General features: G+C 61.8%; 10 protein-coding genes. 4 read left to right on the plus strand and 6 right to left on the minus strand.

Translation table 11 applies throughout. The features are described 5' to 3' along the window. Window positions 1–188 precede the first annotated feature (188 nt). Genes QZ213_RS17470 through QZ213_RS17490 form a run of 5 tightly spaced genes read right to left on the minus strand, consistent with a single transcriptional unit; the run spans window position 189 to window position 4,545 of the window. Window positions 189–884: an AprI/Inh family metalloprotease inhibitor gene (locus QZ213_RS17470; protein ID WP_291687343.1), complete on the minus strand. Its 696-nt coding sequence runs from the start codon at window positions 882–884 to the stop codon at window positions 189–191. Next, entirely contained in the window at window positions 884–1,873 is a 990-nt protein-coding gene (locus tag QZ213_RS17475; RefSeq protein WP_291687344.1) for a 2-hydroxyacid dehydrogenase, read from the minus strand. The genes QZ213_RS17470 and QZ213_RS17475 overlap by 1 nt, the downstream gene beginning before the upstream one ends. After that, window positions 1,873–2,709, minus strand: a complete 837-nt coding sequence (locus QZ213_RS17480; RefSeq protein WP_291687345.1) for an ABC transporter permease — start codon at window positions 2,707–2,709, stop codon at window positions 1,873–1,875. The genes QZ213_RS17475 and QZ213_RS17480 overlap by 1 nt, the downstream gene beginning before the upstream one ends. Further along, complete coding sequence (locus QZ213_RS17485) at window positions 2,706–3,515, minus strand: ABC transporter ATP-binding protein (RefSeq protein ID WP_291687346.1); 810 nt, start codon at window positions 3,513–3,515, stop codon at window positions 2,706–2,708. Before QZ213_RS17485 ends, QZ213_RS17480 begins: the two co-directional genes overlap by 4 nt. Window positions 3,516–3,522: 7 nt before the next feature. Beyond that, entirely contained in the window at window positions 3,523–4,545 is a 1,023-nt protein-coding gene (locus QZ213_RS17490) for an ABC transporter substrate-binding protein (RefSeq protein WP_291687347.1), read from the minus strand. Between the two features lie 111 nt (window positions 4,546–4,656). On the opposite strand from QZ213_RS17490, the gene QZ213_RS17495 reads away from it, so the two are divergent. Continuing rightward, entirely contained in the window at window positions 4,657–5,481 is an 825-nt protein-coding gene (locus QZ213_RS17495) for a creatininase family protein (protein WP_291687348.1), read from the plus strand. A 129-nt stretch (window positions 5,482–5,610) separates the two neighbouring features. Next, window positions 5,611–5,877, plus strand: coding sequence for a hypothetical protein (locus tag QZ213_RS17500; protein ID WP_291687349.1), 267 nt, complete (start codon window positions 5,611–5,613; stop codon window positions 5,875–5,877). Between the two features lie 633 nt (window positions 5,878–6,510). Here QZ213_RS17500 and mgtA read toward each other — a convergent pair. Then, entirely contained in the window at window positions 6,511–9,141 is a 2,631-nt protein-coding gene (mgtA, locus tag QZ213_RS17505; protein WP_291687350.1) for a magnesium-translocating P-type ATPase, read from the minus strand. 221 nt (window positions 9,142–9,362) lie between these two features. On the opposite strand from mgtA, the gene QZ213_RS17510 reads away from it, so the two are divergent. Together QZ213_RS17510 and dmeF are read left to right on the plus strand one after the other, a co-directional pair. Beyond that, window positions 9,363–9,641, plus strand: coding sequence for a metal/formaldehyde-sensitive transcriptional repressor (locus QZ213_RS17510; protein ID WP_291687351.1), 279 nt, complete (start codon window positions 9,363–9,365; stop codon window positions 9,639–9,641). An 8-nt stretch (window positions 9,642–9,649) separates the two neighbouring features. Then, window positions 9,650–10,860 (plus strand): CDF family Co(II)/Ni(II) efflux transporter DmeF (dmeF, locus tag QZ213_RS17515; RefSeq protein WP_291687352.1); only part of this gene is annotated, 1,211 nt, incomplete at its 3' end.

Raw genomic sequence — 10,860 nt, forward strand, 5'->3', positions numbered from 1 at the left:
GCCTGTTCGGTCAGCTCGGTCAGGTTTTCCCGCACCGCGGCGATGCGCTCATCGATCTCAGCGAGGCTAAGCGAAGGCTCGGGCATGGTTCATCTCCTCTCGGCGCATGATTCTCACAATATGCGGTGTGCCAACCGCGCCAGCAAGCGCTCCCGCGGCCCGCGCTCGCGGGGTAGCATTTCCGGAAATCACTGCCGCAGCATGATCAGCGGGTCGGCGCTATCGGGCACTTTCCGCCACTGCGCGTTGTCGTCGGCCTCGAATTGCCAGGTCTCGCCGCTTTGCGACATCAGCAGCATCTGGCCGTGGTCGAGCCGCCATTGCGTCGGCGCGAATGCCGATATCGCCGGGTCGCATTTCGGCTTCAGGAACACCTGGAAATTGTCCGGGCCCGCCTCGTTGTTGGTCAGGGTCAGGCCGCAGATCGGCTGGCCGTTGCTGCGAACCATCGCCCAGTCGCCGATCATCTGATCCATCGACTTCGCCAGCGAACGCGCGGCGGCGAGGTTCTGCAGGATGTAGATGCCCTCGCCCTGCCGCAGGCCTTCGAGAATGCCGCTCTCGACTTCGGTAAAGTCGATCACCGGCTGGCCCGAAGCGTCCTGCAGCCGCACGATGTCCAGTCCTGCGATGCTCCAGGCGGCGATCTCCTTGGTGAAGGGCAGCGCCGCGGCGCAGCCTGGCTCGAGCTCGAGCTTCATCCCCTGTGACGCCCCATCGCCCTTCAGCGTGACCACGCAGGTCTTGCTGCGCTCGGTAGTCGATAGCTCCCACTGCCCGATCATGTCTTTCTTGAGCGTCGAGGCGTCCTGCGCCCGCGCCTGGTTTCCGCAGGCGATCAGCGCCGATAGCGCCGCAAGCACGATGCCGAAGCGCGGTGTCATCAGCGACTCTTCACCGGGGTTTCCGCGACCGGCGTCAGCGGCGGCTTGCCCGCGAACCAGACTTTCAGATTGTCGACCACCAGCTGATCCATGGCATTTCGCGTTACCACCGAAGCGGAGCCAATATGTGGCAGCAAAACGACATTCTGCATGCTGCGCAATTCGTCCGGCACGTTGGGCTCTTTTTCGAAGACATCGAGACCCGCGGCGAGAATGCTGCCCGACTTCAGCGCCGATATCAGTGCCTGCTCGTCAATCACGGAGCCGCGCGCCACGTTGATGATCACGCCGCGCGGCCCCAGCGCCTTCATGACGTCGGCGTTGACAATCTTCGCGGTTCCGGCGCCGCCGGGAACGATGACGACCAGCGTATCGACCGCCTTCGCCATCTCGATCAAATCAGGATAATGCTTGTACGACACCCCGTCGGCGGGCTTGCGCGAATGATACACCACGGGAACGCGCGAGGCCTCGAGCCGGCGCGCGATCGCCTGGCCGATCCTGCCCATGCCGACCATCCCGACCTTGCGATCCCTGAGCGAGCCGACGCTCAGGGGAAAATTCTGCGTCAGCCAGAGGCCGGAACGCAGGTAACGGTCGGCCTTGACGAACTCGCGCAAGGTCGCGATCAGCAGACCCATCGCGACGTCGGCGACTTCTTCGGTCAGAACGTCCGGCGTGTTGGTGACGACGATATTGTGATCGCGCGCGTAATTGGCATCGATATGATCGTAGCCGACCCCGAACGTGGAGACGATTTCCAGCTTCGGAAAGCGCGCCAGTGTCTTGCTGTCGCCGCGAACCGAATTGTAGGTCACCGCGGCGCCGCGGATTTTTTCCGCGACGGCCGGCGTCAATCGCTCGAGGTCGGCCGTGGTCTCGAAGGAATGCAGCACGAACTGGTCGGAAAAGCCGTTGTCGACGATAGGCTTGCGCGGCCCGTAGATCAGCAAATCGATTTTCTCGGAAGAAATATTACCGCCAACCATCAGTTTTCCTTTCCAAGCGCACTCTCGTGCCAGCGCCGCAACACCAGATGCGAAACTAGCGCCAGCAGCCCATAAATGACAATTCCGGCGGCGGAGAGCAACAGTAACGCCGCGAACATTCGGGGAATGTCGAGGCGATAGCCGGATTCGGCGATCCGATAGGCAAGCCCCGAGCCAGCCCCCGCCGAGCCCGCAGCGATCTCGGCCACCACGGCGCCGATCAGCGACAGGCCGCCCGCGATCCGCAATCCGCCGAGGATGAAGGGCAGCGCGGAAGGCAGCTTGAGATGAAGCAGCGTCTGCGTCGGCGACGCGCCATAGAGCTGGAACAGGCCGGCCAGATTGCGGTCCACCGAATTCAATCCCAGCGTGGTGTTGGACAAGACCGGAAAGAACGCGACGATCCAGGCGCAGACGATGACGGCGGTCTGCTGCGGAAGGTAGATCAGAAGCAGCGGCGCGATCGCTATCACAGGCGTCACCTGCAGGATGACCGCATAGGGAAACAGCGAATATTCCAGCCATTTCGATTGATTGAACAGAAGCGCCAGCGCAATGCCGCCGATCCCGGCGGCAATGAAGCCCTCGAGCGTGGTCTGCAAGGTCGTCAGCAGCGATTGCGACAGCACCGTCCAGTCGACGATCAGCGTCGAGAACACCGCGATCGGCCCCGGCAACAGATAGGGCGGAATATGTTTGAGGCGCACCACGAGTTCCCAGGCCGCGACGCCGGCCGCCAGCACGACGATGGGAAGCAGGATGCGAACGAGGCACAGGCCGGCTTGATCGGGCGCGGCCCGGCGCGCGGACAGGGGCGGTGTCTGCAGCGAACTCATGAGCCGGCCCGCCCGGAATAAGACGGCGCCAGCGCGTTCGAAACCTCGCGGCAATACCCGGCGTAGTCAGCGGAGGTTCGGAATTCCTCGCTCCGCGGCTCGGCCGCATCGATGCGAACCTCGGCGCTGAGGCGTCCGGGCCGCGACGTCATCACGATCACCCGCTGCGACAGATATACCGACTCGAATACCGAATGCGTGACGAAGATGACTGTCTTGCGCAGATTGCGCCACAGCGCGAGCAGATCGTTGTTCAACCGAAAGCGGGTGATTTCGTCGAGGGCGGCGAACGGCTCGTCCATCAACAGAATGTCGGGATCGGTGACCAACGCTCGCGCCAGCGAAACCCGCATCTTCATGCCCCCGGATAATTCGCGGGGATATGCGCCCGCGAATTCGGCAAGGCCCACCTGATTCAACGCCGCGTCGACGCGCCTGTTCGCCTCGGCCGCCGGCGCATGCGCGAGTTTCAGCGGGAGCCGCACGTTCTCGCGCACGGTGGTCCACGGCATCAGCGTCGGCTCCTGAAACACGAAGCCTATCCCGGGCGCGCCGCGCGCCTCTCCGCCGCGACGCGCGACGCCGATGCTGCCGGAGGTCGGCGCGCTGAGCCCCGCGATCAGCCGCAGCGCGGTCGACTTTCCGCAGCCGGACGGCCCGAGCAGGGAGACGAACTCGCCCTTGCGCACGTCGAGGTCGAGCGGCCCCAGCGCCGCGACGCCGCTGTCATAGACCTTGGTGACCGCGCGCAGGCTCACCGCGAGGCCGGCCGTGTCCGCTCTGGTCAAGGTTGCGGGTTGCACCATCGCGCGGCTACTTCTTTGGCCGCAGATCGAGGCCTACACCCTTGTTGATGAAGCGAAGCGTGTAGGCCTTGCGGAAGTCGACGTCGGGACGCACCACGCCGGCGCGCACCATCTTGTCGAAGAAGCTCGTCGCCCGCTCGTCGCTCATGGCGCCGATGCCGTCGCGCAAGGTGTCGCCGGAGTCGACAATGCCATATTCCTTCATCTTGCCGACGGAGAAGACCAGCAGCTCGTCGGTCATTTCCGGATTGAGCTTCTTGATCAGCGCGTTGCCCGGCGCATTGTCACCGTAGAGATAGTTGTACCAGCCGATGATGGAAGCGTCGACGAAGCGTTGAACCAGATCTGGCTTCTTGTCGGTCAAATCGCGGCGGGTTTCGATCAGGGTCGAATAAGTGTTGAAACCATAATCCGCCAGCAGGATGATTCCCGGCTTGAATTTGGCGGCTTTTTCGACCGCGAACGGCTCCGACGTGACATAGCCCTGCATCGCGCTTTGCGCGGTGGCGATAAACGGCTGCGGATTGAAGGTGTAGGGCCTGACCTTCGCGTCGCTGAATCCGTATTCGGATTTCAGCCACTGGAAATAGCTCGTAATGCCTTCCTTGGAGACGAACAGCGTCAGCGGCTTGAGTTGTTCGAGTTTGGTGATTTTCGATTCCGGGTGGGTCAGGAAAACCTGCGGGTCCTTCTGGAAGATGGCGGCGACCGTCACCACAGGCACGTTGTTGGCGACCGCGTCGAACGACATCAGGGTGTTGGCGGCCATGAAGAAATCGAGCTTGCCGGCGATCAGCAGCATGCGGTTGTTGTCGTTCGGCCCGCCCGGCACGATGGTGACGTCGAGCCCGTATCTCTGGTAGGTGCCGTCGGCCACCGCCTGGAAAAATCCGCCGTGCTCGGCTTCGGGAACCCAGTTGGTCCCGAACGAGACCTTGTCCAGCGTGGTTTGGGCGCCTGCCGGCAACATGGCCATCCCCAGGGCTATGAAGCCTAAGGTTAACGCTCGCGGCAAAAGAGCCGGGTTCATGATTGGACTCCGTCGATCATTCTGGCCCATGATAGGAAGCGGACGCTGGCCGCGTCCTGTCGAAGGCCACCAAACTACCTTGCAAACGCGCCTAAAGAAACATTTCGCTCGATGACTTCCCTGCTCCCTCCCCGCGACTGGACCGATATCCACTGGCCCGGCATTTCCGGGACCGACCCGGCGCGATGGATCGCGGTGCTGCCGCTGGCGGCCACCGAACAGCACGGCCCGCATTTGCCTGTCGGCACCGACATCATGATCGCGCAGGCCTATCTCGCGCGGGTGCGCGAACGGCTGCCCGACACTCTCCCCGCGACCTTCCTTCCGCTGCAGCCGGTCGGGATTTCCACCGAACACATCGACTATCCGGGCACGCTGACGCTGCCGACGGAAGTCGCGCTGAAGAGCTGGATGGCGCTCGGCGAAAGCGTCGCGCGCGCGGGGGTCAAGAAGCTGGTGATGGTCACGAGCCACGGCGGCAACAGCGCGGGGATGACGCTGGTCGCGCAGGATCTGCGCGCGCAGCACGGACTTCTCGCCGTCACCACCGGATGGTTCCGTTTCGGCGCGCCGGACGGATTGTTCTCGGCGGAAGAACTGCGTCATGGCATCCATGGCGGCGCATGGGAAACGTCGATCATGCTGGCGCGCTACCCGCAGGCTGTGCGCAAGGAAAAGATCGCCGATTTCCGTCCGAGCAGTATCGCGATGGAGCAGGAATATCGCTGGCTTTCGGCACATCGGCCGGCGCCGTTCGCATGGCAGACCCAGGACCTTCATGCCAGCGGCGCCGTCGGCGACGCCGCGATGGCCACCGCGGAGACGGGCGAAATCCTGCTCGATCACGGCGCGCGCGCGTTCTGCGAGCTGCTCACCGAGGTCGATAAATTCGACGTGAAGAGACTTTTGGACGAGCCCCACCCCTCCGCCAAGTAAGTGTTTTTTCTACCAAATATTTGGCCGGCCGGACTCGCTCCGGCTGAATCGAACCGGAATCGAAAAGCCTCCGTCCAATTGGGCATGCGGACCACAACGGTCCCGCGCTCAAATCGGATGGAGTTTCTCATGTCGATCAAGACCAAGGTTGCCGCCATCGCGCTTGCCGCGCTTGCCGTCACCGGCAGCATCGCTTCCACCACCACGAGGGCAGAGGCCCATGGCCCCGGCTGGGGTATCGGAGCCGGTCTGGTCGGCGCCGCGATCGTCGGCAGCGCGATCGCAGCCAGCAACGACGGCTACTTCTATGGCGGCTATCGCCGCTGCGGCTGGGTTCGCCAGTTCGACGCCTACGGCAATTTCATCGGCCGCGTCCGCACCTGCAATTACTACTGATCGTTTACCGCGAGCTTTTGTTGGCGCGTTTTCTTTGCGCGAACCGGTACCCACCCCGGATCATGTCCGGGGCAGGCTTTCGCTCGAAAACGCTCCGTTTGTGGATCCGCGTCCGGCACGGGCGCCTCATCCACCCCGTGTCGCACACCCGACCCGCCCGGACGTCCCCCCGGGCGGGTCAACTTCTTGAATTCCAGTTGATTTCGCCTTGCTGCATTGCACAATCGTCATGCCACCGATGGCATTCAGCGGCATCTCCGGTGTCGTGGTTTCTGCCAGGCCGGCCGCCTCGAAAGCAACTGCGCTTAAGCGCCGATCGGTCACCAAAATCGCAGCCAAACCAAAAAAAGGAGCACCGGCCCCAGAACCGCGAGAAAGGCAACTTCGCGCCAACGGTTAGGGCCGGGGCCGGTTGGACTCCCGCCCCTCGTGTATGCCGCCCACAAGATAACGGCCGCAAATAAAAGGCTGAGAACACCCGCCGGTCGCGCGGGCGAGCCCCCGGACCACAGGACGGAAAGGATCAGCACTATTGTCAATCGAAAGGCCAACCGCCTCGGTGTGGCGGCGGATTGATGACCGCTGGCAAGCATTGACCCCTCGAAGCATTATCCGGATCACGCAGCACACTCCTCAAAGCCCCCACCTGCGAATGAACCATACTTTCACAAGGTGGGTGAGGACAGCGTATGTCACCAGCATGGCCGCGACCAGTGGCCAGTAGTGCCAGGGAAGCGGCTCGAAACCCAATGCCGAACCCGCCCAGGTGAAGGGCAACGTCATTCCGACCGTGCAGATGATCACCGTCGTCGCAATGAGCGCGGGGCTTGCATGGCTCTCGATGAACGGGACCTTCGCCGTTCTGATAATGTGAATGATGAGGGTCTGGGTCAGCAGAGACTCGACAAACCATCCGGTCTGGAACAACGACGGATTGTTCCAGGCATCGAACACGTAGAGCATCATGCCGTATGTCGCATAGTCGAATATCGAGCTGATCGGTCCGATAAACACCATGAACTTGAATATGTTGCCGATGTCCCATTTTCGCGGTGACGCCAGGTACTCCTCGTCGACATTATCCGTTGGAATGGTTGTCTGCGAAAAATCGTAGAGAAGATTGTTGGTCAGGACCTGGATCGGCGCCATCGGCAGGAACGGCAGGAAGATGCTCGCCCCAAGCACGCTGAACATGTTCCCGAAATTCGAGCTCGCACCCATCTTGATGTATTTTGTGATATTGGCAAAAACCTTGCGGCCCTCCGTCACGCCCTCGGCAAGAACGAGAAGGCTCTTTTCGAGCAGGATGATGTCGGCCGATTCCTTGGCGATGTCGACCGCCGTATCCACCGAGATCCCGACGTCCGCGGCTTTCAGGGCCGGACTGTCGTTGATCCCGTCGCCGAGAAATCCCACCACATGTCCTTTGGCGTGAAGCGCCCGCACGACTTGTTCCTTCTGCGCAGGGTTCAGCTTTGCAAATACCGTCGTACGGTCGGCAATTTCCGCCAGCTCAGCTTCGCTCATCTGAGCGATCCTGGCCCCGAGCAGGATTTCGCCCGGGTCCAATTGGACCTCATGACAAATCTTGCGCGTGATGATTTCGTTGTCGCCGGTGAGGACCTTCACCTGTACGCCTTTGCGCGCCAGCGCCGCGATTGCCTCCCGGGCGCTCTCTTTCGGCGGATCGAGAAAGGCGATGTAGCCAAGCAGCGTCAAGCCCCCCTCGTCCTCGATCGAGTATGTGGTCTTTGATGCCTCCATCTCCTTATACGCAACCGCGACAACACGAAATCCATCGGAGTTAAGCGCGATCGTCTGCTGTTTGGCCGCCTCAAAATGGGTTTCGTCAAGCCGTCCGACTTCCGCATCAAGGGCGTAGTTCGTACACACCGAAAAAATCTCTTCGACGGCCCCCTTGCAAATCAGAATGTGCTTGCCGTCTTCCCGCGCGACGACGACCGATAGACGGCGGCGCGAAAAATCGAAGGGGATTTCATCGAGCTTTGAATACCCGCTCCCGATGTTCAATGTCTGCTCGAGTTCGACATGCGCCAAAACCGCCTTGTCGAGCAGGTTCCTGAGCCCTGACTGAAAGTGGCTGTTCAGAAAGGCATACTGAAGCACCCTTTCGGAGTCCCGCCCCTGGATGTCGAGGTGCCGTTTCAGGATGATTCGGTCTTGCGTCAGGGTGCCGGTCTTGTCCGTGCACAGCACGTCCATCGCTCCGAAGTTCTGGATGGCGTTGAGGCGCTTCACGATGACCTTCTGGCGCGACATTGCCATCGCACCCTTGGCCAAGTTCACCGTGACAATCATCGGTAACATCTCTGGCGTGAGACCGACTGCTACCGCAACGGCGAACAATAGAGCCTCTAGCCAATCATGTTTTGTTACGCCGTTGATGAGGAAAACTGCGGGGACCATGACCAAGATAAAGCGGATCATCAACCATGTGAATTTGTTGATACCCTGATCGAAGGCTGTCGGAACGCGTCGTCCTGCAATCTCGTGAGCAAGCTGCCCAAAAAACGTATTCGAGCCGGTTTGCACGATTACCCCGGTCCCATAGCCGGATACGACGTTCGCGCCCATGAAGCAGAGGTTTGGCAGGGCGAGCGCATCCTCTGAACCGCCATCGCATGCCGGAGCATGCCTTTCCGCAGGCATGGACTCGCCCGTAAGCGCAGACTGATTGATGAAAAGATCCTTGGCTTCCAGCAAGCGGAGGTCGCCTGGTATCATATCTCCTGCCGAAAGCCGCACGACGTCGCCCGACACCAGCCGCTCCATCGGGATTTCGGAGAACGGATCCTCCGAGCGACTGGGGACGCGCCTGACGCTTGCTGTGGTGTGGACCATGGCGCGTAGCTTGGCAGCGGCCTCATTTGACCGGTGTTCCTGGACGAAGGCGGTCGTTATCGCGAGGATTACCATTACTGCAATCACGACAGCAGCACGGACGTCTCCCAAAAAATAGGAAGTAGTCGCCAGCGTCAGCAACAATGCGTTCAATGGATTACGGGCACGGCCCCAAAGTTCTTCCAGGATTGTCGCCTTGCGTTCCCGGGCAACGATATTCGGCCCGAATTTCTTCAGGCGTGCGTCAGCCTCGGTATCCGACAGGCCTTCCAATGCGGACCCGAGTTTCGCGCAGGCTTCGCGAGGCTGAAGTCGGCTTACTGCAGCAAGCAACCCATCATGGGCAGCTGGTTCCACACCAATGCGATCGGTCTCCTGCATTGGCTTCGAGAAGACATTCATGAACGGTATCGTGATGTTTCAGTCCGCGGCACGGGGCACCACCGGGTTGACGGCCGGTAGTGAACATCATTGCAAAGTCGACGTTGGGTGTTGCGGCAGATCAAAGCCCAGAATCCTCTGCCGGGCTGCGATATAGGGTGCCTGCGGCGGCTGGGTTCTGGCCCGTTCATCGGCGTTGATCATCGTTGACATGGCATAGGGGGGTACCCTATGAAGCGGGCATGACACACACGATCCGGCAAAAGAAAAAGCTGCTCGCGCGCGTGGGGCGCATTCGCGGCCAGCTCGAGGCGATCGAGCGGGCGCTGAGCGAAGAGGCCGAATGCGAGCGCATCATGCACATGATCGCCGGCATTCGCGGCGGCGTCGCCGGCCTGATGGCCGAAGTGGTCGAGGACCACATCCGCACCCATCTGGTCGATCCCGAACGAAATCCCGGCGCGCTCAATGCCGACGCCGCCGATCAGCTGATCGAAGTGGTCCACACCTATCTGAAGTGAGGGACACCATGTCCGACGCCGAGCAGCTGTTTCAGTTTCCGTCGCACGACCATGTGTTCCTGGGCAAGGATCACGAAACGGCGGAGCGCCGGACCTGGGCGGTGATCGCGCTTTGCACCGTCATGATGTTCGCCGAGATCATCGGCGGCGCCATGTTCGGCTCGCTGGCGCTGATCGCCGACGGCTTGCACATGTCGACCCATGCCGGCGCGCTGCTGCTGGCCGCGCTGGCCTATACCTATGCCCGCAAATACGCCAACGATCGCAGCTTTTCGTTCGGCACCGGCAAGTTCGGCGATCTTGCGGGCTATTCCAGCGCCATCGTGCTGGCGATGATCGCGCTGTTGATCGGCTATGAAGCCGTGTCGCGCCTGCTCGCGCCGGTCGCCATCAGCTTCAACGAGGCGATCCCGATTGCGGTGCTCGGGCTGGTCGTCAACGTCGTCAGCGCCTGGCTGTTGTCCGGCGGGCATCATCACGGTCACAGCCATGGCCACGCGCATGGCCATGATCATGGTCATGAGCACGGCGAGGAACCCCGTCGCGTCGAACTGGGCGGTCGGCTGCTGGACATCGAGATCTTTGAGGACAGCGTGCCGCCACGCTTTCGCGTCAGTGCGCGCGCGGGCGCGCTGCCGGCTTCCGATTTCACCATCGAGACGACGAGGCCGGATGGCAGCCGTCAGCTCTTTGTCTTCGAAGACCGCGGCTCCTATCTGGAATCGCGCGATGAGATTCCGGAGCCGCATGCCTTCCTCGCCAGGGTTCGCCTGATGCAGGTGGGCCAGGCGCAGGAGCGCCAGCTTGAATTCGAAGAGCACGAGCATGGGCATGGACCTGGCGCGCATCACCGCGACAACAATATGCGGGCCGCCATCGTTCACGTCATGGCCGACGCCGCGGTTTCGGTGCTGGTGATTATCGGTTTGCTGCTGGCGCGCGCCTTCGGCTGGCTCTGGATGGACCCGCTGGCCGGCTTCATCGGCGCGATTGTCATCGCCAACTGGTCGGTAGGGCTATTGCGCGACACCGGCGGCATCCTGCTCGATCGCACGCCGGATCCGCGCATGGCCGAGAAGGTCCGGCACATCATCGAAGCCGAGGGCGATCGTGTCACCGACCTGCATCTCTGGCGGCTCGGGCCAGGCCACCTCGGCGCGATCGTCTGCGTCGCGACCACGGGCGAGCGGAAGGCCGCGCATTACCGGCAGCGACTGGC

The organism is Bradyrhizobium sp. (assembly GCF_017881085.1).
GTDB lineage: Bacteria > Pseudomonadota > Alphaproteobacteria > Rhizobiales > Xanthobacteraceae > Bradyrhizobium.

What these genes read in the sequence shown, in the direction of transcription:
- mgtA (WP_291687350.1), bottom strand. Translation starts at nt 9,141, where the DNA reads ATGAATGTCTTCTCGAAGCCAATGCAGGAGACCGATCGCATTGGTGTG.
- QZ213_RS17470 (WP_291687343.1), bottom strand. Translation starts at nt 884, where the DNA reads ATGACACCGCGCTTCGGCATCGTGCTTGCGGCGCTATCGGCGCTGATC.
- QZ213_RS17510 (WP_291687351.1), top strand. Translation starts at nt 9,363, where the DNA reads ATGACACACACGATCCGGCAAAAGAAAAAGCTGCTCGCGCGCGTGGGG.
- QZ213_RS17480 (WP_291687345.1), bottom strand. Translation starts at nt 2,709, where the DNA reads ATGAGTTCGCTGCAGACACCGCCCCTGTCCGCGCGCCGGGCCGCGCCC.
- QZ213_RS17490 (WP_291687347.1), bottom strand. Translation starts at nt 4,545, where the DNA reads ATGAACCCGGCTCTTTTGCCGCGAGCGTTAACCTTAGGCTTCATAGCC.
- QZ213_RS17485 (WP_291687346.1), bottom strand. Translation starts at nt 3,515, where the DNA reads ATGGTGCAACCCGCAACCTTGACCAGAGCGGACACGGCCGGCCTCGCG.
- QZ213_RS17475 (WP_291687344.1), bottom strand. Translation starts at nt 1,873, where the DNA reads ATGGTTGGCGGTAATATTTCTTCCGAGAAAATCGATTTGCTGATCTAC.
- QZ213_RS17500 (WP_291687349.1), top strand. Translation starts at nt 5,611, where the DNA reads ATGTCGATCAAGACCAAGGTTGCCGCCATCGCGCTTGCCGCGCTTGCC.
- QZ213_RS17495 (WP_291687348.1), top strand. Translation starts at nt 4,657, where the DNA reads ATGACTTCCCTGCTCCCTCCCCGCGACTGGACCGATATCCACTGGCCC.